General features: G+C 68.5%; 19 protein-coding genes and 1 pseudogene. 10 read left to right on the top strand and 10 right to left on the bottom strand.

Annotated elements, in window-relative coordinates; genetic code table 11:
• Positions 1 to 57: 57 nt before the first annotated feature.
• Positions 58 to 672 carry a chloramphenicol phosphotransferase CPT family protein gene (locus AC1P0E_RS22330; protein ID WP_482743912.1) on the bottom strand — a complete coding sequence of 205 codons (615 nt, stop codon included), beginning with the start codon at positions 670 to 672 and terminating at the stop codon, positions 58 to 60.
• A 112-nt stretch (positions 673 to 784) separates the two neighbouring features.
• On the opposite strand from AC1P0E_RS22330, the gene AC1P0E_RS22325 reads away from it, so the two are divergent.
• Together AC1P0E_RS22325 and AC1P0E_RS22320 are read left to right on the top strand one after the other, a co-directional pair.
• Complete coding sequence (locus tag AC1P0E_RS22325) at positions 785 to 1,315, top strand: GNAT family N-acetyltransferase (RefSeq protein ID WP_482743911.1); 531 nt, start codon at positions 785 to 787, stop codon at positions 1,313 to 1,315.
• A 35-nt stretch (positions 1,316 to 1,350) separates the two neighbouring features.
• A pseudogene (locus tag AC1P0E_RS22320) lies at positions 1,351 to 1,503 on the top strand (GNAT family N-acetyltransferase); the annotation flags it as partial.
• A 64-nt stretch (positions 1,504 to 1,567) separates the two neighbouring features.
• Here the strand turns inward: AC1P0E_RS22320 and AC1P0E_RS22315 are convergent.
• The 5 genes from AC1P0E_RS22315 to AC1P0E_RS22295 form a co-directional block, all read right to left on the bottom strand.
• Complete coding sequence (locus AC1P0E_RS22315) at positions 1,568 to 2,719, bottom strand: ABC transporter ATP-binding protein (RefSeq protein ID WP_482743910.1); 1,152 nt, start codon at positions 2,717 to 2,719, stop codon at positions 1,568 to 1,570.
• A 25-nt stretch (positions 2,720 to 2,744) separates the two neighbouring features.
• Entirely contained in the window at positions 2,745 to 3,809 is a 1,065-nt protein-coding gene (locus AC1P0E_RS22310; protein WP_482743909.1) for an ABC transporter ATP-binding protein, read from the bottom strand.
• Between the two features lie 10 nt (positions 3,810 to 3,819).
• On the bottom strand, positions 3,820 to 4,797 hold the full coding sequence (locus tag AC1P0E_RS22305; RefSeq protein WP_482743908.1) for an ABC transporter permease: 978 nt from the start codon (positions 4,795 to 4,797) through the stop codon (positions 3,820 to 3,822).
• Between the two features lie 112 nt (positions 4,798 to 4,909).
• Positions 4,910 to 6,712 (bottom strand): ABC transporter substrate-binding protein, encoded by a 1,803-nt coding sequence (locus AC1P0E_RS22300; protein WP_482743907.1) that lies wholly within the window; start codon positions 6,710 to 6,712, stop codon positions 4,910 to 4,912.
• A 103-nt stretch (positions 6,713 to 6,815) separates the two neighbouring features.
• Positions 6,816 to 7,805 (bottom strand): ABC transporter permease, encoded by a 990-nt coding sequence (locus tag AC1P0E_RS22295; protein ID WP_482745859.1) that lies wholly within the window; start codon positions 7,803 to 7,805, stop codon positions 6,816 to 6,818.
• Positions 7,806 to 8,602: 797 nt separating this feature from the next.
• Between AC1P0E_RS22295 and AC1P0E_RS22290 the strand changes: the two genes are divergently transcribed.
• Complete coding sequence (locus tag AC1P0E_RS22290; protein WP_482743906.1) at positions 8,603 to 9,184, top strand: hypothetical protein; 582 nt, start codon at positions 8,603 to 8,605, stop codon at positions 9,182 to 9,184.
• 92 nt (positions 9,185 to 9,276) lie between these two features.
• On the opposite strand, the gene typA is transcribed toward AC1P0E_RS22290, so the two are convergent.
• Both typA and AC1P0E_RS22280 read right to left on the bottom strand, forming a co-directional pair.
• Positions 9,277 to 11,148 (bottom strand): translational GTPase TypA, encoded by a 1,872-nt coding sequence (gene typA / locus AC1P0E_RS22285; protein ID WP_482743905.1) that lies wholly within the window; start codon positions 11,146 to 11,148, stop codon positions 9,277 to 9,279.
• Between the two features lie 315 nt (positions 11,149 to 11,463).
• Positions 11,464 to 13,824, bottom strand: a complete 2,361-nt coding sequence (locus tag AC1P0E_RS22280) for an ABC transporter family substrate-binding protein (RefSeq protein WP_482743904.1) — start codon at positions 13,822 to 13,824, stop codon at positions 11,464 to 11,466.
• A 304-nt stretch (positions 13,825 to 14,128) separates the two neighbouring features.
• Between AC1P0E_RS22280 and AC1P0E_RS22275 the strand changes: the two genes are divergently transcribed.
• From AC1P0E_RS22275 to AC1P0E_RS22245, 7 genes are all read left to right on the top strand, one after another.
• Complete coding sequence (locus tag AC1P0E_RS22275) at positions 14,129 to 14,422, top strand: hypothetical protein (RefSeq protein ID WP_482743903.1); 294 nt, start codon at positions 14,129 to 14,131, stop codon at positions 14,420 to 14,422.
• A gap of 61 nt (positions 14,423 to 14,483) precedes the next feature.
• Positions 14,484 to 15,311 (top strand): hypothetical protein, encoded by an 828-nt coding sequence (locus AC1P0E_RS22270; RefSeq protein WP_482743902.1) that lies wholly within the window; start codon positions 14,484 to 14,486, stop codon positions 15,309 to 15,311.
• Positions 15,312 to 15,341: 30 nt separating this feature from the next.
• Positions 15,342 to 17,291, top strand: coding sequence for a fumarate reductase/succinate dehydrogenase flavoprotein subunit (locus AC1P0E_RS22265; RefSeq protein WP_482743901.1), 1,950 nt, complete (start codon positions 15,342 to 15,344; stop codon positions 17,289 to 17,291).
• Positions 17,291 to 18,064 (top strand): succinate dehydrogenase/fumarate reductase iron-sulfur subunit, encoded by a 774-nt coding sequence (locus tag AC1P0E_RS22260; RefSeq protein WP_482743900.1) that lies wholly within the window; start codon positions 17,291 to 17,293, stop codon positions 18,062 to 18,064. The genes AC1P0E_RS22265 and AC1P0E_RS22260 overlap by 1 nt, the downstream gene beginning before the upstream one ends.
• 62 nt (positions 18,065 to 18,126) lie before the next feature.
• Positions 18,127 to 18,987, top strand: coding sequence for an arylamine N-acetyltransferase family protein (locus AC1P0E_RS22255; protein WP_482743899.1), 861 nt, complete (start codon positions 18,127 to 18,129; stop codon positions 18,985 to 18,987).
• An 89-nt stretch (positions 18,988 to 19,076) separates the two neighbouring features.
• Positions 19,077 to 21,176: a TPM domain-containing protein gene (locus AC1P0E_RS22250; RefSeq protein ID WP_482743898.1), complete on the top strand. Its 2,100-nt coding sequence runs from the start codon at positions 19,077 to 19,079 to the stop codon at positions 21,174 to 21,176.
• Positions 21,177 to 21,217: 41 nt separating this feature from the next.
• Positions 21,218 to 21,928, top strand: a complete 711-nt coding sequence (locus tag AC1P0E_RS22245) for a PspA/IM30 family protein (RefSeq protein ID WP_482743897.1) — start codon at positions 21,218 to 21,220, stop codon at positions 21,926 to 21,928.
• A gap of 12 nt (positions 21,929 to 21,940) precedes the next feature.
• Here AC1P0E_RS22245 and AC1P0E_RS22240 read toward each other — a convergent pair whose 3' ends face one another.
• Both AC1P0E_RS22240 and AC1P0E_RS22235 read right to left on the bottom strand, forming a co-directional pair.
• On the bottom strand, positions 21,941 to 24,532 hold the full coding sequence (locus AC1P0E_RS22240) for a SpoIIE family protein phosphatase (protein ID WP_482745858.1): 2,592 nt from the start codon (positions 24,530 to 24,532) through the stop codon (positions 21,941 to 21,943).
• Positions 24,533 to 24,720: 188 nt separating this feature from the next.
• Positions 24,721 to 25,158 carry an ATP-binding protein gene (locus AC1P0E_RS22235; RefSeq protein ID WP_482743896.1) on the bottom strand — a complete coding sequence of 146 codons (438 nt, stop codon included), beginning with the start codon at positions 25,156 to 25,158 and terminating at the stop codon, positions 24,721 to 24,723.
• Between the last annotated feature and the right edge of the window lie 17 nt (positions 25,159 to 25,175).

Below are 25,175 nucleotides of genomic sequence, written 5' to 3'. Positions count from 1 at the left end.
GCCCGGGGCCGTCGCTCTCGCGGAGCACGAGCGTGACGTCACACACGACCTTCCGCATCAGCCACGCGCAGGCATCCTCAGTCGCAAGCGCTCGAAAGCCGTGGGGGCCGGCCGGTGCGGCAAGTAGTCCTTGATCTGCTGCGCACACTCGAGGGGGGTGCTCTTGCTCGTGTCGCACTCGATGTCGTAGACGCCGTGAGTGTGCACGTGTTCGAACTGCCGCGCGGCCAGCCCCGGTCCACGGTCGCCGCGCGCTTCTTCGCGGCGTTCCAGTTCCTCCAAGGGGCAGTGCACGCCCACCAGGAAGACATTCTCGGGAGCGAACAGACCGAGGCAGTCGAGGAGCCGCCACCGCTGGCTCAGCACGTGGTCCACCACGACGGTGTTGCCGCTGGCGGACATGCCGGCAACCGCGCGGTGGAAGCCCCTGACCGTGCGGTCGATCTCGGCTTGCAGCCCCTCCGCCGGGATCTCGTGCTCGGACCGCATGGCGTGGAAGGCGTCAACCGGCATGTGGAAGCACGTGTTGTCCAGGACCCGGAGAAGTTCCCGGGCGATGCTCGACTTCCCGGAGCTCGATGTGCCGTTCAAGAAGATGATCAACCCACCAGACGTCCCGCGGTCTCCCGGCCCGGTGCATCCGCTGGGCCGGGCTTCTGTCGGAGCGGCCATCGTGCTGCCCCAATGCGTGCGGCGGTAAATCGGATTGAACGCGCAGCTCAGCCTGTGTTACCACTACCGGGTTCGTAAAGATTGATCACGAAACCACGAAGGGCCGGCAGACATGGCGCTCGGAGATCTGGTGAAGCTGCGGCCCATGGCGCCGTCGGACGCTGAAGCCCTGTGGCGGTGGAACCACGACCCCGACGTCATGCGATGGATGAGCGACGGGTACGCCCAGTCACTGGCCCAGGTCGAGAAGTGGATGGCCGAGCGGCCACGCAATGCGTACGACGACGTCCTTTTCGGGATCGAGGTCCTCAGTGACTCGAAGCTCATCGGTCTCGTCGCATTGCACGACGCCACGCCGGAAACCGGATGCGCCGAGCTCGACATCTACCTCGGCGAGAAGGAGTACTGGGGCCGTGGCTACGCCACCGACGCGATGCGGACGATCTGCCGCTACGGCTTCGAGAAGATGCGCCTGCACAAGATAACTCTGACGGTCGTGACGGAGAACCACGCTGCCCACCACATCTATCAGAAGGTCGGCTTCGTCAACGAAGGCAGGCTGCGCCAGACCTTCCGACGCGATGGCCAGTGGTACGACATGTTCACCATGGGCCTGCTGGAAAACGAACTCCAGTGGAGCTAGGCAAACGGAGTTGACGCCCCGAGGTGCGCACGGGGGCGCGGGAGCTCGGTGCCGGGGTGATCGAGACCGTCGTCCTGTTCTCCAACGTGGACGGCCTGCGGTTCGCGCAGAAGCACGGGTTCGTCGAGACCGAGCGTTATCTGCTGCCGGGTGACACCGTCCCCTGGATCACGTTGCGGCTCCCGTAAAGCCGCGAAAGCCCCCCGCCGACCGGTACCGGTCCACGGGGGGCTCTGACGTCCGTCGGGCGAGTCAGCCGGTCTTGCCGGCCCGGCTGCCCTCCTGCGCCTGCGCCGACTCGATGGCCACGAGAGCGGGGTCGAGGATGATGTCCTCGCCGCGCGCCTCGGTCGTCGGGTCCTCGGGGAAGTGGCAGGCGGTCAGGTGCCCGTCCTTGTTGCCCGAGAGCTGGACGAGCGGCGGCTCCTGCGTGGCGCACTTGTCCTGCGCCTTCCAGCAGCGCGTACGGAACCGGCAGCCGGACGGCGGCAGAATCGGCGAAGGAACGTCGCCGGACAGCCGGATCCGCTCCTTCTTGGTCTGGTCGACGTCAGCTTCGGGCACCGCGGACAGCAGGGCGTGGGTGTACGGGTGACGTGGCCGGTTGTACAGCGAATCGCGGTCCGCGACCTCGACGATCTTGCCCAGGTACATCACGGCGACGCGCTCCGAGAAGTGCCGGACGATGGCCAGGTCGTGGGCGATGAAGACGAAGGCGATCCCCAGGTCGCGCTGGAGTCCCTGCAGCAGGTTGATGACCTGGGCCTGGATGGAGACGTCGAGTGCGGAGACCGGCTCGTCGGCGACGATCAGCTTCGGCTCGAGCGCCAGCGCCCTGGCCACGCCGATGCGCTGACGCTGACCGCCGGAGAACTCGTGGGGGAAGCGGTTGTAGTGCTCGGGGTTGAGACCGACGATCTCCAGCAGCTCCCGCACCCGGGCCTCGCGTCCGCCGGGCGGGTTGATCCCGTTGATCTCCATCGGACCCGAGACGATCGTGCCGACCGTCTGCCGCGGGTTGAGCGAGGCGTACGGGTCCTGGAAGATCATCTGGATCTCGGACCTGATCGGAGCCAGCTTCTTGCGGCCGGCATGCGTGATGTCCTGGCCGCGGTACGTGATCGTACCGCCGGTCGGCTCCATCAGCCGGGTCAGCAGCCGGCCGGTGGTCGACTTGCCGCAGCCCGACTCCCCGACGAGACCGAGGCTCTCGCCCGGGTACACCTGCAGGTCGATGTTGTCGACGGCTTGAACCGCGCCGACCGTGCGCTTGATGGGGAAGCCGCCACGGATCGGGAAGTGCTTGGTCAGGCCTCGGACTTCGAGCAGCGGCTCGCCGGACGCCGGCTCGCGCTGAGCGGGAACCGCATCGGTGACATCGGATTTCGTGTTCTTCGTACTCATGGTCATAGCCCCAGTCGCTGGTTGATCAGCCCAGCCGGGGCTGAATCTTCTCGATAAAAACCTGCTGTTTCTGATCCGCCGTCAGGTGACACGCGGAGCCGCGCCCGTCGGGGAGGAGCGGACGCTCGTTCACGCAACGGCTGCTTCCGTCGACCAGATCGACGTACGTGCAGCGCGGGTTGAACGCGCAGCCGGTCGGCGGGTTCAGCAAGCTGGGCGGCGTGCCGGGGATGGGCTGCAGCGGCTCACTCACATCGGACGAGAGGCGGGGCATCGAGCCGAGCAGGCCCCAGGTGTACGGGTGCTGCGGGTTCTTGAGCACCTCGCGCACGGAGCCGCGCTCCACCGCGCGTCCCGCGTACATCACCAGCACGTCGTCCGCGGTGTTGGCCACAACACCGAGGTCGTGGGTGATCAGGACAATGGCGGAACCGAACTCCTGCTGGAGGTCCTTGAGCAGATCGAGGATCTGCGCCTGAACGGTCACGTCGAGAGCCGTGGTCGGCTCGTCGGCGATCAGCAGTTCGGGGTTGCAGACCAGCGACATGGCAATCATGGCGCGCTGCCGCATACCACCGGAGAACTGGTGCGGGTAGTCGTCGACCCGTGCCTTCGGGTCGGGGATTCCCACCTTGCCCAGCATCTCGACGGCCCGCGCGCGGGCCTCCTTCTTGCTGGCTCCGGTGTGCTTCATGAACGGCTCGGAGATCTGCCGGCCGACGGTGTAGTAGGGCGACAGGGCGGTCAGCGCGTCCTGGAAGATCATCGCCATCTTGTTGCCACGGAGGTGCTCGAGCTGCTTGTCCTTGACGCCGGCGAGTTCCTCGCCGTCCAGCCGGATCGAGCCCGTGATGGTGGTGCTCTTCGGATTGTGCAGGCCCAGGATGCTGAGGTTGGTAACCGACTTGCCGGAGCCCGACTCGCCGACAATACCCAGGGTCTTGCCGCGCTCCAGCTCGAAGGAGAGCCCGTCCACGGCCTTGACGATGCCGTCCTCGGTGGAGAACTGGACACGCAGGTCGCGCACCGACAAAAACGCATCCGACTCGGTCGGAGCCTCGGCGCCTTCGGTCTTGGTGAGTGTGGTCACGGTCGTTCTCCTAGGACAGACGCACGCGCGGGTCGATGATCGCGTACAGGGCGTCCACGATGACGTTGAACAGAAGGATGAAGGCGGCGCTGACGATCATCACGCCCATGGTCAGCGGAAGGTCCTTGTCGAGGACCGAGTCACGTGCCAGTCGGCCGATTCCCGCCAGGCCGAAGGTGAGTTCAGTGACCATGGCGCCACCGAAGAGCGCTCCCATGTCCATTCCGATGATGGTGACGATCGGAATGAGGGAACCACGCCAGGCGTAGCGGAAGAAGACGAACTTGCTGCTCATGCCCTTGGCACGGGCGGCGCGGACGTGTTCCTCCTGAAGTTGCTCGATCATCGTCGAGCGGGACATACGCGTGTACTGAGCTGTGAAGATCACCGACATGACGAGCCATGGGATCAGCAGGCCCATGAACCAGCCGCTGAGACTCTCGGTGAGGGGAACGTACTTCGGCTTGTTGAGCCACCCGGTGCTGTAGACGAACAGGCCGAGCACGATCGGGCCGAGGAAGTAGATCTGCATCGACGTGAGAACCAGCGAGCCGCCGCTGAAGATCTTGTCCGTGGCGGTGCCCCTCTTCCACGCGGCGATCATGCCCGCGCCGAGACCGACAACCAGGAAGACGAGCAGGCCACCGGCCGAGAGGGAGAGAGTCAGCGGGAACCGGTCGATGATCGTGTCCCACACCGGCTGCTGGCTGTCGAAGGAGTAACCGAAGCACGGGGCCGGGCAGGCTCCGACGGCGAAGTCGCGCCCGGCGAAGATGCCGACCATGTAGTTCCAGTACTGCACCGGAACCGGCTGGTCAAGGCCGAGGTTCTTGTGAATGACTTCCAGCGCATCCGGCGTGCAGTTCTTGCCGCAGGCGAGCAGAGCGGGATCCTGCGGAATGGCGAAGAACATGAAGAACGTGAAAGCACTGATCAAGAAGAGGATCAGAACTGCGCCGGACAATCGGCGAAGGAAGAATTGAAGCATGGCTGGTCGCTGCTCTCAGGACGGCGGCTGTGAGGGGGTCGAGAGGAGAGGACCGGAGCCCCGGGGTGTGCATTCCGCCGTGCGCACACCCCGGGGACCGATCGATGCGTTGCTACTTCTTCAGGTACAGGCGCGTGACGTCCACGTAGCTCACGTCGGTGGAGTAGCGCGCACCGCCGACGTTGGAGCCCTGGATCTGGAACACCTTGGTGAAGTACAGCGGGGCAGCCGGGTTGATCCGCTCCACGATGTCGTGGTGCAGCGTCGTCCAGGCCTTCGTCGCCTCAGCCGGGTCCGTGATCTTCAGGATGCGGTCGATCTCGGCGTTGACCTTGGGGTCGTTGATGTGCGAGTAGACCGAGGAACCGTCCTGCAGCTGCTTGCCGTCGAACAGCGGCGGGATGACGGTGGAGGCGGACGGCCAGTCCTGGCCCCAGCCGGTCATGTAGAGGTCGAGACCGTTCTTGACCTTGCCGACCTGCTCGTACCAGGTGGCGCCGTCGATCTCCTTCTTCTGGACGTCCAGACCGATCTTCTCGAGCGCGGTCTCGATGACGACCGCCTGCTGCTGGCGGACCGGGGTGTTGGCGTAGGCGTAGACGACCTTCTTGCCCTTGGCGCCGGCCTCCTCGATCAGCTTCTTGGCCTTCTCGATGTCACCGTTCGGCTTCTTCAGCTTGCCGAAGGGGTCGTAGTCCTTCTCGTACCCGGGCACGGTCGGGGCCATCAGACCGGTCGCGGTCTCACCGCCGTACGCGCCACCGTCGGGCTTGTAGATGTTGGTGCTCGGCATCGCGTACGTGATGGCGTCGCGGACCTTCTTGTCCTTCATCCGGTCAAGGTTGAAGTTGAGCTGCCACACGTACGGCGCGTAGCCGTCGATGGTGCGCTTCTTCGCCGCGGCGTCCGAGACGACGTTGCGGACCTGGTTGGTGGAGACCTGACCCGTGAACATCACGGCGTTCTTGGCCTCGCCGCGGTCGGCCAGGATGGTCTTGGTCTGGTCGTCGTCGTCGTGGTTGAAGTCGATGTTGAAGCCGTCGACGTACTGATGACGGACCGAGTCGGTCTTGGCGTCCCAGTTCGTGTTCTTCACGAGCTTCATGGACTTGCCCGGCTTGAAGTCCGAGATCTTGTACGGGCCGGTGGCGACCGGGGCCGTGTCGTACTTCTCCTTCGTGTCCGTCTTCTCGGGCACGACGGAGTAGCCGACCATCGCGAGCGCCTGCGGCAGGTCGGGCTGCGGGGTCTTGAAGTTGAAGACGACCGTCTTCTCGTCCGGGGTCGACAGGACGGAGTCGGGCAGGTGCTTGCCCTTGTACGGACCGTCCGGCAGCGCCTTGCGGTACGTGGTGCCCGCGCCCGACAGCCACTGCTGCAGGTAGATCGGGCCGTCGGTGATGAACGGCGCGTACAGACGCTCAACGGTGTGGCGGACGTCGGCCGAGGTGATCTCGTTGCCGTTCTGGTCCTTGATGCCGCTCTTGAGCGTGTACGTCCAGGTCTTGCCGCCGTTGGACGACTTACCGGCGTCGGTGGCGATGTCGCCGACGACAGTGATCTCGCCCTTGTCGTTCTCCTGGTTCTGCGTCAGGCCGCGGTGCAGCAGACGGCCGAGCAGACGGCCGTCGCTGACGTAGGTCTGAGCCGGGTCCAGGTGGGAGAAGTCGTCCTCCTGGTACACGGTGATGGTGCCACCGGGCTTGGCGCCCGGAACCTCGACGGCCGGGCCGGTCGAGGACTTGGCGTCGCCGTAGTTGACGGCCGAGGCCTGCGCGGCGGCGTCGTCCTGGTTCTTGCTCTTGCCCTTGGTGTCGCTGCCGCCGCCGTTGCTGCTGCAGCCGGTGAGCGCCAGGGAGCCGGCCGCCAGAGCGACGACCACTGCGCGGGTTTTGCGCGTGCCAAAGATGCTCATGGTGATGAGTACCTATCTGTCAGTAGTGATCCAACTGTGCTGCCTGGCTCGTCCGGTCGGATCGCCGGCGTCGCCCTGGGGGCAGCTGTCCCTCAGTGGGACTTCAGCGGCCGGTCTTCGGGTCGAAGGCGTCCCTGACCGAGTCGCCGAGGAGGTTGAACGCCACGACGAACACGACCATGGCGACACCGGGGAAGAACATGTAGGCCGGGTCCTGCTCATAGATGTCCGCGCCGATCGCGAACATCCGCCCCCAGTCCGGAGTGGGTTCGACGAAGCCGACGCCCACGAAGGAGAGGAAGGCCACCGAGAGGATGGTGGAAGGCAGCAGAAGCGTGCCCTGCACCAGGATCGGTGTGACCAGATTGGGCAGCAGCTCCTTGCGGATGATCCGCCAGGGAGAGGCACCCGCGATCTTCGCGGCCTCGATGAACTCCCGCTCACGCAGGGAGAGCGTCGACGCCCGGATCAGTCGGGACAGTCCCATCCACCCCAGGAACGACAGCACGATGATGATCGCGGTCGCACGGAGGTAGGTGGGCGTTTCCTCGTCGGGGCGGACGAACGCCGCCACGATCACCGGCATGGACGCGATGAAGAACAGCTGACTGGGAAAGCCCAGCAGGAAGTCCGTGATCCGGCCCAGCCAGTAGTCGATCTTTCCGCCGAAGTACCCGCCCATGAGCCCCATCAGCACGCCGATGAAGACCATCAGGACGGTCGCCGCCAGTGCCGTGTAGATCGAGGTGCGGATGCCGTAGATCAGCTGCATGAATACATCGCGGCCGAGGTTCGGCTCGATGCCGAACCAGTGCTCGCCGGAGACTCCTCCGAAAGCACCGGTCGGCATGCTGAACTCATCGAGGAGCTCGATGCTGTCCTGCCCGTAGAGGGTGTACGGATCCTTCCCGTACACCATCGAGATCACCGGGGCGAGAAGGGCGATGACGAAGAAGAAGATGACGATGCAAGCGGATACGACACCCGTGCGATCCCGCTTGAAGCGGCGCCACATCAGCTGGCCGGGCGAGAGCCCAACAGCCTTCCGGGGGGCCGGAACCTCGCCCTTCGCCAATGCATCCCCGCCCGACACCTCGGACAGGGCGGCATTCTCGGTCTGTGCTGGACTGGTCACGATCGTTCATCCCCCGTGGGGATCACTACCGCGCGCACGACCCTTTCGGTGCTTATGGCACCACACATGGGGTCCTCCTCATGAGTCCACTTTTCACTACAAGAGAGGGCACCGTCCTGCCGACCAACACCCCTGAAGGCGGCAGTTCACGTACCCATCGTGTGCTCGTGAGTCGGCACTCCCCACAGCGCGTGACCCATTGACCCGAGCTCTACGCGCTCAACTATTGGCCATCACGTACGGCTCGACTACAGACTTTTGGTCTCGGTTCGATCACACCCATCGTGTACAAGGATCGAAATCTGGACAAACCGATCAGAGATAGATGGTTGCGAAACGGACTCGTTACACATCTATCGGTCGCCATGACCCGGAAACCGAACATCAAGACCGCAAAAACCGGTTGCGCCGACCCGCCCGGCCCGCATTCCTGTACAGCGGTCGCGGCGACCCACGGAGCCGGCGCCGAGCGCGCATCGGGACGACCACCCGCTTCCAGTTGACCACTAAAGCAAATGCTGCCCCCTCGCAGAGGTGTGATCGTGCGTCGGGGTTCCATGCGACAGGTCATTGTTCGGCAAAACTCCCCGACCGAAACCGACGACGCGGGTATTCACTCAAGCAAAGCTCATATTCCACTCAAGTCCATTGCGGCGTTGTCGTGTCTACGACTAAAACTGCTCTCGCACCCCGGGTGACCGGGCTGAACTGAGTGGCGGACTACGGGAGTTGTTCGCTCTTGCAAGGGGGAATTCATGCGCAGAATCATCGCGGCCGGAGCAACGACCACGCTCGCCATCGCCTCGCTCCTGACCGGCGTGTCGGCGACGACGGCCAACGCCGCCGTGCCGATCTGTGACCGGGGCACCAACATCTACAAGTGGACCAGCGCCAAGAAGAGTTACGTGATCACGCACAAGAAGGTCATCGAGCACTACACCGGTGGCACCATCACCAAGACGTTCAACATGGGCAAGGAAACCAGCATCATGGCGAGCGTGAACGCGACGGCGGGCGCCGAGGTCAGCGGTGACGCCGCCATCCTGAGCCTCGGCGGCAAGCTGGAGACCAGCCTGATGGTCGAGGGCAAGCGCACCAAGACCTCCTCCGAGTCGATCCGTCACACGCTCAGCAGGCGCGGCACCTACGTGCTGTACGACGGTGTCGTGAAGGGTTCGGGCTACTACACCCAGTACCGGTGCGACGGCGGCACCAAGTGGATCAAGACCGGCCGGTACGGCAAGGCCGTGAGCTGGAAGGCCCGCGCCGAAGGCGGCATCCGCTGCGGCACGTCGGTGCCGGGAGGCCTGCCGACCGCCGCGAAGAAGTTCTGCTGACCCCAGGACAGGCAGACAGACGGGCCCGGTACTCCACGAACTGCGTGGAGTACCGGGCCCGTCTTTCCGACGCTGTGCCTGATCCCTGTGGGTCAGCGCTTGGCGCGCGAAGCCGTGCGGCCGCGCTCCTTCTGGTCCAGGACGACCTTGCGGATACGCACGGTCTCCGGGGTCACCTCGATGCACTCGTCGTCGCGGCAGAACTCCAGCGACTGCTCGAGCGAGAGCTTGCGCGCCGGGACCACGTTCTCCGTGTTGTCCGCGGCAGCCGCGCGCATGTTGGTGAGCTTCTTCTCCTTGGTGATGTTCACGTCCATGTCGTCGGAGCGCGAGTTCTCACCAACGATCATGCCCTCGTAGACCTCGGTGCCGGCCTCCAGGAAGATGACACCGCGCTCCTGGAGGTTGATCATCGCGAAGGGGGTCACCTTGCCCGCGCGGTCGGCCACCAGCGAGCCGTTGTTACGGGTGCGCAGGTCGCCGAACCACGGCTCGTGGCCCTCGAAGATGGAGTGCGCGATGCCCGTACCGCGGGTCTGCGTAAGGAACTCCGTACGGAAGCCGATGAGGCCGCGGGACGGGACGATCCACTCCATGCGGATCCAGCCCGAACCGTGGTTCGTCATCGTCTCCATGCGGCCCTTGCGGGTCGCCATCAGCTGCGTGATGGCGCCGAGGTGCTCCTCGGGGGAGTCGATCGTCATGCGCTCGATCGGCTCGTACGTCTTGCCGTCGACCTGCTTGGTGACGACGACGGGCTTGCCGACCGTCAGCTCGAAGCCCTCACGGCGCATCTGCTCGACGAGGATCGCCAGCGCGAGCTCACCGCGGCCCTGGACCTCCCAGGCGTCGGGGCGCTCGGTGTCCAGGACGCGGAGCGAGACGTTACCGATCAGCTCGCGGTCGAGGCGGTCCTTCACCTGGCGGGCGGTGACCTTGTGGCCCTTGCCGCCCTGGCCGACCAGCGGCGAGGTGTTCGTACCGATGGTCATGGAGATCGCCGGCTCGTCGACCGTGATGAGCGGCAGCGCGATCGGGTTCTCGGGGTCGGCCAGGGTCTCGCCGATCATGATGTCCGGGAAACCGGCCACTGCGCAGATGTCGCCGGGGCCGGCCTTCTCGGCCGGCTTGCGGGTGAGCGCCTCGGTCATCAGCAGCTCGGTGATGCGCACGTTGGACATCGTGCCGTCACGCTTGATCCACGTGACGGTCTGGCCCTTCTTCAGCTCGCCCTGCTCGACGCGGCAGAGCGCGATACGGCCGAGGAAGTTGTCGGCGTCGAGGTTGGTGACGTGCGCCTGGAGCGGGGCGGCCTCGTCGTACTCGGGGGCCGGGACGTGCGACAGGATCGTGTTGAAGAACGGCTCGAGGTTCGTGCTGTCCGGCGGGACGGTGCCGTCCTCGGGCTTGGTCAGCGAGGCGACGCCGTCACGCGCGCAGGCGTAGACGATCGGGAACTCGATCTGCTCCTCGTCCGCGTCCAGGTCCAGGAACAGGTCGTACGTCTCGTTGACGACCTCGTCGATCCGGGAGTCCGGGCGGTCCGTCTTGTTGATGCACAGGATGACGGGCATCCGGGCCTGAAGCGCCTTGCGGAGCACGAAGCGCGTCTGCGGCAGCGGGCCCTCGGAGGCGTCGACCAGCAGGACGACCGCGTCGACCATCGACAGGCCGCGCTCGACCTCACCACCGAAGTCGGCGTGGCCGGGGGTGTCGATGATGTTGATCGTGATGACGTCGCCGCCATCCTTGGGGTGGTACTTGACGGCCGTGTTCTTGGCCAGGATCGTGATGCCCTTCTCACGCTCCAGGTCGTTCGAGTCCATCATGCGGTCGTCGAGGTGCTCGGCGGCGTGCGCGGCGAAGGCGCCGGCCTGCTTGAGCATGGCGTCGACCAGGGTGGTCTTGCCGTGGTCGACGTGGGCGACGATGGCTACGTTACGGATGTCGTGGCGCGTGGGCATGGGTGAGTTGCGCTTCTCTCGATCGTGGGATCGGGCGTCGTATTCGGTTCGTTTCCTCATACGCCCGCCGGGCGGTCGCGCCACGGCTACCCCCCATGGTACGGGGAGTGAGCCGCGCGGGCTTCCCGGGCAATCGATACCGGCCCCGCACAAGGGCTCCGTGGGTCCGGCGGAGCTGTGGCGGGGAGGAGAATCCGGCTGTGCGCGTGGGGGGTGGGGGTGCGGAGCGGTGCCGGGTCAATGGGCACACAGCACCTTGCCCGCCGGGGCGCCGGCGGGCAAGGGAGTTGAGCCAATCCTGAGGGTTCTGACCTGCTAGTTCTTCCCTCGCTCGGCGTTTTCGGCCTTCTTGAAGCCGATGTCCTGATAGCGCGGTGCGGCGAAGCCGAAGGCGCCGGCGTTGACGAGGTCCGGCTTGACCGCGACCAGCTCGGGACGCTGGAAGAGCGGGATCGACCCGGCCGCCGCCCAGATCCGGGCGTCGGCCCGTTTCACCAGGTCACGGGCCGCTTTCTCGTCCAGCTCGGTCATGGCCTGGTCGAAGAGCTGGTCGATGTGGTCGGTGCCCACGCGCGTGTAGTTCTGCTCGACCACCAGCGTCCCGTCGGCGGCCGGCTCCGGCTTGGCGAAGATCGGGCGGGCGTCGGTGGCCGGGTAGGCGGTGGCGGGCCAGGAGTAGAGGGCGAGGTCGTAGTCGCCCGAGGCGATGTGGTCCTTGAAGTAGCTGTCGTCGGAGACCTTGACCATCTCCGTGCGTACGCCGACGCGCTCCAGCATCCTCGAGATCTTTTCCCCGACGGCACGCAGCGTCTCCGAGCCGGGCCCCGACGGGAGTACGAAACGCAAGTTCAGGGCCTTGCCGTCCTTGCCGAGCGGCCCCCGGGCCGCGCCCGGAGCGGGTGCGGCTGTGCCGAGCGGGGCGTAGGCGCCGGCGACGCCGCCCTTCTTCTCGCCGTCGGCGCTGTCCTCGGTGCGCGCACCGCTCGTGCTGTCCTTCGCCTGGATGAAACGTGCCTGCATGCGCAGCGCCTGGCTCTGGAGGGCCGCGGCGGGCGCCGGGGCCAGGACGTACGTACCGGACCGGGCGCTGTTGGAGCCGCGGGGCTTGGAGTCGCCGGGCTTGGAATCACCGGGCACGGAGTCGCTGCCGGCGCCGGCGCCGCTGTCGCTCTCGTCCCCGATGATGTACATGCCTTCGTCGGCTTCGCTTTCCTTTTTCTTCTCCTTCTTTTCCGCCGCGCTGCCCGCCTTCGCGCCGTCCGGCTTCTGCGCCTTGGCTCCGCCCGGCGTCCAGCCCGCGTCCGCGAGCAGCGCCTGGGCGGCCTGGGTGTCCTGGTCGCCGAGGGCGCCGCTGCTGTCGGTGTACGCCTCCTGGCCGGCCAGCGCGAGGTGGCTGCCGAGCGGGTGGGCGGGCAGGCCGAGCGGTTTCAGTACGGCTTCGGCGAGCTCGCGGCGGTCGATGGCCCGGGCGACGGCGCGGCGTACCCGGTCGTCGGTCAGCGGTCCCGACGTGCCGTTCAGCGCGAGCTGCGTGTAGGCGGGTTCGAGGGACTTGCGGATGTCGAAGCCGCGCAGTGCGGTCTGCTCGTCGGCGTACTTCTCGATCGCCACCCGAGACTCCTCACGGGCCTCCTGTTCGGCGGCGGCCAGCTCCTCGGAGGAGCCGTGGGCGAGGGCCCAGGATCTGAGCGCGGAGGCGGGCGTGACGGCGGCGCCGGGGCCGTGGTTCAGCTGCTGTCCCTTGGCTCCGCCGTCCCGCGCGGCCAGCGCGACGCGGTCGGCGGTGCTGCGGCCGATGTCGGCGATGTCGAGCTCACCGGCGGCGAGCGCGGCGGTGCGCTTGTCGCGCGTCACCGTGCGGAAGACGAGCGTGTCGAGCTTCGAGGGCTGCCCCCACCAGCGGGGATTGCGTTCGAGGGTGGTCTTGCCGCCCGCGCGGTCCAGCTCCTTGAGCGTGAAGGGACCCGCGGTCGCCTTGAGCTTGGAGCGGGCCCCGTCGTTGAAGGCGTTGGGGCTGCCCATCACGTCCTTCGGGTACAGCGGCGTGAAGAGCGAGCGCCAGTCCGCGTAGGGCTTGGCGAAGGTGACCCGCACCTCCAGGTCGTTGGCGCCGCGCTCGATCCGCTCGATGCGCTCGTAGCCGGCGTTGCGGGCGGTCCAGTACGCCGTGTCCCGGCCGTTGAGCGCACGCCACTGGGCCACGAAGTCCGGCGCCCCGACCTCCCGGCCGTCGCTCCACACCGCCTGCTGGTTCATCTTGTAGAGCACGACCTGCTTGGGCTCGCGCTCGACGATCTCCGCCGACTCCAGGTAGTCGGCGTTGCGCTGCGGGCGGCCTCGCTCGTCGAGAGTGAAGAGCGACGGGAGTACGGCGCCCGCGATGCGCGTGGTGGAGGAGTCGGCGTCCGCCTGGAAGGTGTTGAGCGTGGCGGGCGTCGTGTCGACGGCCCAGCGCACCGTGCCGCCGTCGGCGACCTGCTCGCGGCCGGCCGGGGCGATGTCCTGGGGGACCGTCACCCCCTGCGCCTCGTCGTCTCCCGAGGCGCAGCCCGCCAGTGCGGGCAGCCCGAGCACCCCGGCGGTGACGAGCGCGAGACAGCGGGCCGCTCGCGCTCGCTGGGGCCTGCGGCGGTTTACCGGGGCTGCCTCCCCGCTTGGGACGCCGTCGTGGGACATGGCTGGTACCTCCAGGGCCGGCCCGGCCCATCCCCTGTCGGAATGGGCCCGGTTTTTCACTTTTGGCGGCATATGATGGTGATCACATCTATTACCCCCCAACTGAAAAGGACCCCGCGCGTGAGCCGTCGGCGACACGGCGGCGAACCTCTCGAACCCCACCCGTGCGGCCCAACAGAAGGGGGCGCACGGAGGGCCGCGCGCCGAGAATCGCTGCACATCCCTTCACAAGAGGGGACGTGACGCGCGACACTCGCAGGCGCATGAGCGTTACCACGCGCCACCGTGGAAATGAGGGCACCACATGTCCCTGCAAGACGACCTGGCAGCGGTTCAGCGCTGCCTCGACAACTTGGTCCAGTCGGTGGAACGGCTGGAGCAGCAGGTGGGCGGCGGCAGCCTGGAGGTCAGGCGGGTACGCACCGACGCCGGCCATCTCCGCGAGAGCCTGGCCCTGCTGAGCGAGGCCGCCCCCACCCTGCGCCGGCCCGAGAAGCGCCCCGACCTGGTGGCCATCTCGGACGACCCGTACAACAGCGCGCTGTGGACCGACTCGGACGACGAGGGCCTCGGCGCACGCGACCGGCACGCGCCGTAGCAGTACGCACGGCCCCCGGCCCCCGCCCTGTCCCGACTGCCCGCTCCATACGGAGTCCTCGTTGGCCACTGGCACAGAACCCCAGCCCCGCACGGGTGTCCACGGCGTCCATGACGCCACACGCGCCGCGATCACCGCCCGGCATCTGCGTACGGACCGCTGGTGGCTGGCGCCCGCCGCGACCGCCGCCGGGCTGCTCGCCTTCATCGTCTACTCGACCTGGCGGGCCTTCGCGAACGCCGACTACTACGCGGCGCCCTATGTCTCGCCGTTCTACTCGCCCTGCCTGGCGGAGAACTGCGTACCGATGAAGGGCGGCCCCAACTGGGAGATCTTCGGCAGCTGGTGGGGCCTGTCACCCGCCCTGCTCATCCTGATCTTCCCGCTCGGCTTCCGGCTGACCTGCTACTACTACCGCAAGGCCTACTACCGGGGCTTCTGGGCCTCGCCCCCGGCCTGCGCGGTCGCCGAGCCGCACAAGACGTACAGCGGCGAGACCCGCTTCCCGCTGATCCTGCAGAACATCCACCGGTACTTCTTCTACGCCGCCGTCCCGGTCGCCGGGATCCTCACGTACGACACGGTGCTCGCCTTCCGCGACGAGGACTACGCGTGGGGCCACATGGGTCTGGGCACGGTCGTCTTCCTGATCAACATCGTGCTGATCTGGGCGTACACCTTCTCCTGCCACTCCTGCCGGCACATCGTCGGCGGCAAGCTCAAGCATTTTTCCAAGCACCCGGTGCGCTATCGCCTGTGGGGCTGGGTCGGCAGGCTCAACGCCCGCCACATGCAGCTTGCCTGGGCCTCGCTGATCAGCGTCGCCCTCGCCGACTTCTACGTCTACCTGGTGGCGTCCGGCGTCTTCGACGACCCGCGGCTGTTCTAGATGACCGGTTGACCAGTTGAAAGGTGTTTGATGACGCAGCTCGAACGGCAGGGGTGGGACGTCGTCGTGGTCGGCGCGGGCGGCGCCGGACTGCGCGCCGCCATCGAGGCGCGGGAGCAGGGGGCCCGTACGGCGGTCATCTGCAAGTCGCTCTTCGGCAAGGCGCACACGGTGATGGCCGAGGGCGGCATCGCCGCGTCCATGGGCAACGTGAACTCCGGCGACAACTGGCAGGTCCACTTCCGCGACACCATGCGCGGCGGCAAGTTCCTCAACCAGTGGCGGATGGCCGAACTGCACGCGCGTGAGGCGCCCGACCGGGTGTGGGAGCTGGAGACCTGGGGCGCGCTGTTCGACCGTACGCCGGACGGGAAGATCTCGCAGCGCAACTTCGGCGGGCACGAGTACCCGCGTCTCGCGCATGTCGGCGACCGGACCGGCCTGGAGCTGATCCGCACGCTCCAGCAGAAGATCGTCTCGCTCCAGCAGGAGGACTTCCGCGAATTCGGTGACTACGAGGCGCGGCTGAAGGTGTTCCAGGAGTGCACGGTCACCCGCGTGTTGAAGGACGAGGACGACCGCGTCGCGGGGACCTTCTGCTACGAGCGCGAGTCCGGCCGCTTCTTCGTACTGGAAGCGCCGGCGGTCGTACTGGCCACCGGTGGCATCGGCAAGTCCTTCAAGGTGACGTCGAACTCGTGGGAGTACACGGGCGACGGCCACGCGCTGGCGCTGCTGGCGGGCGCCCCTCTCCTCAACATGGAGTTCGTGCAGTTCCACCCCACGGGCATGGTCTGGCCGCCTTCGGTGAAGGGCATCCTCGTCACCGAGTCGGTGCGCGGCGACGGCGGCGTACTGCGCAATTCCGAAGGCAAGCGGTTCATGTTCGACTACGTCCCCGACGTCTTCAAGGAGAAGTACGCGCAGTCGGAGGAGGAGGGCGACCGCTGGTACGAGGACCCGGACAACAACCGGCGTCCCCCCGAGCTGCTCCCCCGCGACGAGGTCGCGCGCGCCATCAACTCCGAGGTGAAGGCGGGGCGCGGCTCCCCGCACGGCGGCGTCTTCCTCGACGTGTCGACGCGCATGCCGGCGGAGACGATCCGGCGCAGGCTGCCGTCGATGTACCACCAGTTCAAGGAGCTGGCGGACGTCGACATCACCGCCGAGGCGATGGAGGTCGGCCCGACCTGCCACTACGTGATGGGCGGCATCGCGGTCGATTCCGACACCGCCGCCACCCGCACCGTCCCGGGGCTGTACGCGGCGGGCGAGGTGGCGGGCGGCATGCACGGCTCGAACCGGCTCGGCGGCAACTCGTTGTCGGACCTGCTGGTGTTCGGCCGCAGGGCCGGTCTGCACGCGGCTCAGTACGCGATCGGGTTCGGGACCGGGACCGCACGCCCGCAGCCGGACGCGGCCCAGGTGGACACGGCGGCGGCCGAGGCGCTGCGCCCGTTCAGCGCGGAGGGCCCGGAGCCGGGAGAGGCGGACGGGCGCCCGCCGGAGAACCCGTACACCCTCCACCAGGAACTCCAGCAGACGATGAACGACCTCGTCGGCATCATCAGGCGCGAGGAAGAGATGAAGCAGGCCCTGGAGAAGCTGGCCGACCTGCGGGTACGGGCCCGCCGGGCCGGGGTCGAGGGCCACCGGCAGTTCAACCCGGGCTGGCACCTCGCGCTGGACCTGCGGAACATGCTGCTGGTCAGCGAGTGCGTCGCGCGGGCTGCGCTGGAGCGTACCGAGAGCCGTGGCGGTCACACCCGGGAGGACTGCCCGGCCATGGAGCGGACGTGGCGGCGGGTCAATCTGCTCTGCCGACTGGCGGACGACTCGGGCGGCCTGGCACCGACGGATCCGGCGCGGGGCCAGATCTCGCTCGTACGGGAGACCACCGAACCCATCCGCCCCGACCTGCTCGCCCTCTTCGAGAAGGAAGAGCTGGTCAAGTACCTCGCCGAAGAGGAGCTCCACTGATGAGCAGCTACACAGCGGCCTTCAGGGTCTGGCGCGGGGACGCGGACGGCGGGGCTCTGGAGGACTTCAAGGTCGAGGTGAACGAGGGCGAGGTCGTCCTCGACATCATCCACCGCCTCCAGGCCACCCAGGCGTCGGATCTGGCGGTGCGCTGGAACTGCAAGGCCGGCAAGTGCGGTTCGTGCAGCGCTGAGATCAACGGGCGGCCGCGGCTGCTGTGCATGACGCGGATGTCGGTCTTCTCACGCGAGGAGACGATCACTGTCACGCCGCTGCGGGCGTTTCCCGTCGTACGCGATCTCGTCACGGATGTGTCCTTCAACTACGCGAAGGCGCGGGAGGTGCCCGCCTTCGTACCGCCTCCCGGGGTCGCGGCGGGTGATTACCGTATGCAGCAGATGGACGTGGAGCGCTCACAGGAGTTCCGCAAGTGCATCGAGTGCTTCCTGTGCCAGGACACGTGCCATGTGGTGCGCGACCACGAGGAGAACAAGGCGTCCTTCGCGGGGCCGCGGTTCCTGATGCGGATCGCCGAGCTGGACATGCATCCGCTGGACGCGGCCGCCGGGGCCGGGCTCGACCGCAAGAAGGCCGCGCAGGACGAGCACGGGCTCGGTTACTGCAACATCACCAAGTGCTGCACGGAGGTCTGCCCCGAGAACATCAAGATCACGGACAACGCGCTGATCCCCTTGAAGGAGCGGGCCGTTGACCGCAAGTACGACCCGCTGGTCTGGCTGGGCGACAAGATCCTCCGGCGCCGCCCGGAATAGAGGCCGTACGTCCCGCGCTTCACCTGTCGCACACGACGGACAAGACGACGGGGAACGTACGCATGTGGAACGGCGAAGCACTCGATCTGGACGCCTACCTGGCCCATCTGGGGTACGAGGGGGACCGCGCCCCCACCCTGGAGACCTTGCGCGAGCTGCACCGCGCGCACGTACTTTCCGTGCGCTGGGAGAACCTGGACGCGGTCCTGCGCCAGGACGTCCCGCTCGACCTGGCCACGCTCCAGGCCAAGATGACCGGGAACGCGCGCGGCGGCTACTGCTTCGAGCACGCCTCGCTGTACGCCGCGGCGCTCGAGCGGCTCGGCTTCACGTTCTTCGCGGTCCTGGGCCGCATCCGCATGGGCACCCCCAAGATGCTGCCGACCACGCACGCCATGCTGATCGTGGAGATCGACGGGCAGCGCTGGCTGAGCGACATCGGTTTCGGGGCGAGCCCGCTGGAGCCGATCGAGTTGACGGACGGTACGGAGACGACGGACGGGGTGTGGGCGTACCGGCTGCGGCGCGGGGAGGTCACGCCGGGCGCGGACGGGTGGACGCTGTACCAGCCGGCGGGCGAGCGGGAGGGCGAGAGCGAGAACGACGACACCGGTGACGGGTGGATGGCGCGGCACACCTTCACGCTCGACCCGCAGTACCCGGTCGACTTCCGTACGGCGAACCACTTCGTCGCGACGAGCTCGCACTCGCCCTTCAGCTACCGCCCGTTCATCCAGCGGGTGCACCCGGACCGCCTGTACCTGCTGGACAACCGCACGCTGACGACGATCAGGCCGGGGGTTCCGGGGCCGCCGGAGGTGCGGGAGCTGGAGCCGGAGGAGGTCCCGAAGGTCCTGGCGGACGTGTTCGGGATCGAACTGACCCCGGACGACACGTCCCTGCTCCTGACCAAGCTGGTCTGACCCGGCGCTCCGCCCCGGAAGCAGGGTCTTTCCCCTACCCGCCCGCCGTCCGGTCGCGGGGCGCACAGTCGCGACATAACCTCACAAACGTGACGCGAACAGCCGCTGCCCGGGTAATCCTCAGTACTCTGCTGGCCGCGTCGTGCCTCGCCCTGCCCGCCGCCCAAGGCGCAGGCGCCCGCGCCGACGACCCCATCGGCCTCTCCCGCGACGGCCAGGTCACCGACAAGGTCGGCGCGCTCGGCGACCGTACGAACGACGTCGAGGCCGCACTGGACCGGCTCTACGACACCCGCCGCGTCCAGCTCTTCGTCGCGTACGTCCGTGACTTCTCCGGGAGATCCGCGCAGAGCTGGGCCGACGACACCGCCGAGCGCAACGGGCTCGGCCGCGACGACGCGCTGCTCGCCGTCGCCACCCACGACCGGCAGTACGCCTACTCCGTCGACCAGGACTCCCGCCTCACCGACGCCGAACTCGACGACGTCGCCAGAACCGCCATCGAGCCCGCCCTGCGGGAGAACGACTGGGCGGGCGCGGCGATCGGTGCCGCGAACGGCTACGCCGCCGTGCTCGCCGGGAAGCCCGTGCCGGTGCCCACCCTCACCCCGGGCCCCGCCGACCCCGGCGGCGGCACGCCGGACGACGGCGTGAGCGGCGCCGGTGACCTCGTGCTCCCCGTGGTCGTGGTCGGCGCCGCCGGCGCGCTGGCGGCGTACACGTACGCCCGGCGCAGAAGGCGCGCGAGCACCCGCACCACGCCCGCCCAGCACGCGGAAGCGCCCGAGACCCCGCTGCCCGAGCTCGACTCGCGGGCCAAGCGGGAGCTCGTCGAGGCGGACGACGCCGTCCGCACCAGCGAGGAGGAACTGGGCTTCGCCTCCGCCCAGTTCGGCGAGGAGGCCGCCCGGCCCTTCGGCGAGGCACTCACGTACGCCAAGAACGAACTCGCCGTCGCCTTCCGGCTGCGCCAGCAGCTCGACGACGCCTACCCGGAGGACGACGCCACCCGGCGCCGCATGCTCGACGAGATCATCACCCGCTGCGGCGGCGCCAACCGACGGCTCGACGCCGAGTCGGACGCGTTCGACCAGCTGCGAGCCCTGGAACAGAACGCCCCGCAGGCCCTCGCCACCGCTGAAGTCGCCTTCCGCGACCTCGCCGGGCGTACCGGCACGGCCGAGGCGATGCTCACCGCCATGCGACAGCGTTACGCCGATTCCGCGGCCGCCCCCGTCGCCGGCCACGCCGGGCAGGCCAAGGACCGGCTCGCCTTCGCGACGACCAGCCTCACCGAGGCCCGCCAGGCCGTGGACGCGGGCGATACGGGCAAGGCGGCCGTGTTCGTACGGGCGGCCGAGGGTGCCGTCGGCCAGGCCGCCACCCTCGTCGACGCCATCGACCGCCGCGCCCGCGAACTCGCCGAGGCGGCGGGCAGGCTCCCCGGCGCGCTGACGGAGACCGAGACCGATCTGGCCGACGCGCGCGGCCTCCTGGAGGGCGGGGGTGCGACGGCGGACCTGCAGGGGCGTATCGCCCGTGCCGAATCGGTCGTCGCCGACGTACAGCAGGAGAAGAAGTCGGGGCGGTACGACCCGATCGACGCCCTGCGCCGGGTCGAGGAGGCCGACGCGGTACTGGACGAGGCCCTCGCGGGGGCGCGCGAGCGGGAGACGGCGGGGCGCCGGGCGCGCGCCCTGCTCGACCAGGCCACGCTCACCGCCCGCTCGGCGATCGGCGCGGCCGCCGACTACATCACGACGAACCGGGGCGCGGTCGGCAGCCAGGCCCGCACCCGCCTCGCGGAGGCGCAGCGCCACCTCGAACGGTCCGCGGCCGCCGCGGCGTCCGACGCGCAGGGCGCACTGGCCGAGGCGCAACAGGCGGACGCCATGGCCCGGCAGGCGCAGAGCCTGGCCGAGCAGGATGTACGGGGGTACGGCGACCAGTTCGGCGGCGGCTTCGGAGGGGGGATCGGGGGCGGAATCGGCGGCGGGCCCGGCGGAGGCGGCGGCCTGAACGGGGCCGTGCTCGGCGGCATCCTCCTCGGCGGCCTGCTCGGCGGTGGCCGGGGCGGCGGCCCGGGAGGCGGCGGCTTCGGCGGAGGCGGCGGGGGCTTCGGCCGCGGTCCCGGCAGTTTCGGCGGAGGCGGCACGCGGGGCCGCAGAGGAGGCGGCGGCCGGTTCTGAGCCCCCTGACGACAGCCCCGTAACCACTCAAGGAGACACGCATGACGAAGCAGACCATCCTCGGCCGTGTGACCCAGCTCGCCCGCGCCAACATCAACGCACTCCTCGACCAGGCCGAGGACCCGCAGAAGATGCTGGACCAGCTGATCCGCGACTACACGAACAACATCGCGGAGGCCGAGGAGGCCGTCGCCACCACGATCGGCAATCTGCGGCTCCTGGAGCTGGACCACAAGGAGGACGTCGAGGCGGCCAGGGAATGGGGCGTCAAGGCGCTCGCGGCCAGCCGGAAGGCCGACGAGATGCGCGGTGCCGGGCCGGCCGCGGAGGCGGACAGGTTCGACAACCTCGCCAAAGTCGCGCTCCAGCGCCAGCTCCAGTCCGAGAAGGAGGCCAAGGCCGCCGAGCCCGTCATCGCGATGCAGACGGAGGTCGTCGACAAGCTCAAGGCCGGTCTGGTCCAGATGAAGACCAAGCTCACCGAACTGACCTCCAAGCGCGACGAACTGGTGGCCCGCGCCAAGACCGCGCAGGCCCAGAACCAGATGATGGACGCCGTCAAGAACATCGACGTCCTGGACCCGACGAGCGAGCTGAGCCGCTTCGAGGACAAGGTGCGCCGCGAGGAGGCGAAGGCCATGGGCAAGCAGGAACTCGCCGCCTCGTCGCTGGACGCGCAGTTCGAGCAGCTGGACAGCCTGGGCGACGACGCCGAGATCGAGGCCAGGCTGGCCGCCATGAAGACCGGGTGACGCGGACGCGTCTCAGAACAGGCTCAGCACCTGGTCGACACTCAGCTCGCCCTTGTCCGCCTTCCCCGTCGGCAGCGCGAGTTCGAACCAGACCGTCTTCCCCCGCGGTGTACGCCGCGATCCCCACGCGGCGCTGAGCAGCCCCACCAGCTGGAGCCCGCGCCCGCCCTCGTCCGTGTCGCGGGCCCGGCGCCGCCGCGGTTGCACCAGCCCCGCGTCCCACACCTCGCACACGAGCGTACGGTCGAGGAGCAGCCGGAGCCGGATCTCGCCCTCGCCGTACCGCAGGGCGTTGGTGACCAGCTCGCTGACCAGCAACTCCGTGGTGTCCACCAGGTCTTCGAGGCCCCAGGTGATCAGCTGCGCCCGCGCCAGTTCCCGCGCCCGGCCCACCGAGCGCGGCTCGCGCGGAAGCTTCCAGTCACCGACCGACTCGGCGGGCATCCCCTGGATGCGGGCCATGAGCAGGGCGATGTCGTCCTCGCCGTGCCGGGTGTCGAGAGTGTTCAGTACGTGGTCGCAGACGTCTTCCAGGGGGCGTACTGGATCGGCGAGCGCGGCGCGGAACGCCAGCAGCCCTTCCTCCAGCGGATGGTCGCGCGACTCGACGAGCCCGTCGGTGTAGAGCGCGAGCAGCGCGCCCTCCGGGACCTCGACCTCGACCTCCTCGAAGGGCTCCCCGCCGACGCCGAGCGGCATGCCCGGCGGTACGTCGAGCAGCAGCGCCTCCTCGCCCGGTTCGACCAGGACGGGCGGCAGGTGGCCGGCGTTGGCGAACGTACACCGGCGGGTGACCGGGTCGTAGACGGCGTACACGCAGGTCGCGAGGTAGACCTCCGACAGGTCGGCCTCCCGGGCCTTGTGGGCGGCGCGTGAGGCGTGCTGGGCGCCGCTGGGCGAGCCGAGGCCGCGCGCGATCTCGTCCAGCGCGGACAGGACTTCGGCCGGCTCCAGGTCGAGCAGCGCCAACGTCCTTACGGCCGTGCGCAGTTCGCCCATGGCGACGGCGGCTCGCAGGCCGCGGCCCATGACGTCGCCGACGACCAGGGCCGTGCGATGGCCGGGCAGTTCGATGACGTCGAACCAGTCGCCGCCCACCTCGGTCGCCGTGTTGCCGGGCAGGTAGCGGCAGGCGATGTCGAGTCCGGCGGCCTCCGGGTCGCCGGGGGGCAGCAGGCTGCGCTGGAGAATCAGTGCGCGCTCGTGCTCGCGCCGGTAGAGGCGGGCGTTGTCGATGCAGACGGCGGCGCGGGCGGCCAGCTCGGTGGCGAGCGCCCAGTCACGTTCACCGAAGGGCTCGCTGCCCTTCGTACGGGAGAACTTGGCGAGGCCGACGACGGTGTCGTGGGCGACCATCGGCACGGCGAGCGTGGTGTGTACGAGGCTGCCGTCCTCACGGGGTACGGCCTGGACGCGAGCCGTGCGCAGGGCGCTCGCGCAGGGCGAGTTGAACGGGTAGCGATGGACGTCGCCGACTTGGGTCGGGCCTCTGTCGTCGCCGTCGGCGACGCATCCGGGGGCTGCCAGCGGGCCGTCGGAGACGGCGCTGGCGAAGGCGACGCGGCGCAGCTCGGCGCTGCCGTCGGACCGGCCCGGCGGGGTTTCGTCACCGGCCAGGAGACCTTGGTAGAGGTCGACGGACGCGAGGTCGCAGAAGCCCGGGACGGCTACGTCGAGGAGTTCGCGGGCGGTGGTCTCCAGGTCGAGGGAGTTGCCGATGCGGGCGCCGGCCTCGTTCAGCAGGGCGAGGTTGCGGCGGGCGTCGGCGGCCTCGCGTGCGGCGACATGGCGTCGGGTCACGTCGGTGGCGAGCCCGGCGACGCCGATGGTGCGGCCGGATCCGCTGTGCACCCGGTAGAGGTTGACCGACCAGTGCCTGCGTTCCGTCTCCCCGGGGGCGGTGCCGACGATCTGCATGTCGGTGACGGCCTCGCCGGTCTCCAGGACCCGCGTCAGGGCGGCGGACATGCGGTCGGCCTCGGCGCGGGTGAGGTAGTCGTGGACAGTGCGGCCGCGGTGATCCTCCACGGCGCCGCCGAAGACGGTGGCGAAGCGCTTGTTGGCGCGCTGAACGGTGAAGTCCGTACCGAACAACAGGAAGCCGAAAGGAGATTGGCCGAAAATGGCCTGCGAAGCGGCGAGATCGGTCTCGATCCGGCGCACGGCACGGACGTCCACGACCAGGCAGAGCGCGGCCTGGTCGCCGTCGGCCGTGGCGCTGGGCATCACGTAGATCTCCGCGATGCCGTGTGCCGGCGCTTCGTCGCGCGCCTCGGCGCCTTCCCGCCCGTCGCGGCTTTCGCCGCCTTCTCCGCCGCCTTCTTCGCGGCCGTCGCGGCCTTCCCGGCCGGGCATCCGGAACGGAACCAGGCCCGTCCATTCCTTGCCGTCGAGGATCTCGGAGAGCCGGCGATGTCCGCGCACCCGCAGCTCAGGGGGCATGAATGCCTCGACCGGGTCCTTGCCGACGACGTCGCGCGCGGGCAGACCGAACAGCTCCTCGGCCCGCCTGCTCCACTGCTCGACCAGCCCGCCCGGGCCGATCGAGAAGGACGCGACTCTTATGTAGTCGTAGATCGAGCCGGGCGGGCTGTTCTGCCACATCACTTCGCCCGCTGCCGCTGATATCTCGTTCACGCGACCGTCCCCTCCAGCTCAACGCACCGGACCGGTCCTTCCCGCAGTATTCAGCACTACGGCCACAACCGGCACGGCGTTCACGATCACAGCACGGTCTCGTTCCTTTTCAGCCGGGGAAGAGGCTTCGCGGTGATCGTTGTCCCTTCACTCTTCTAACCAGGGAGAGCCAGCTCGAACCACACCGTCTTGCCCGTTCTGCCGCGACGCGTGCCCCACCGCTGGGCGGAACAGGCCACCAGCTGCAAACCGCGTCCTCCCTCGTCATCGGCGTCCGCGACCCGTTCCAGGGGTGGATCCGGAAGGGGGTCCGAGACTTCGACCACCAGTACGGGGCGTGCGCCCGGAGGGTGGGCGTCGGCGCCCCCGGCCGCACGGCGCACGAGACGGACCCCGATCGGCCCAGACGCGTACCGCAAAGAATTGGTCACCAGCTCACTCACCAGCAGCACGGTGACATCGCCGACGGTGTCGAGCAGGTCCCAGGCGCGCAGCGCGTCGCGGACGGCGTGGCGGGCGGAGCGGACGGCATCGGGCTCAGCAGGGAATGTCCACTCGGCGCAGTCGCCGTCGGTGTCGATCACGCCGACCACATCCCAGATCCCAGATC

It is taken from the genome of Streptomyces sp. TRD_SC_5 (assembly GCF_056836825.1).
Note: the sequence above shows the minus strand (reverse complement) of the source record. Positions and strands in the feature narration are given on the sequence as shown.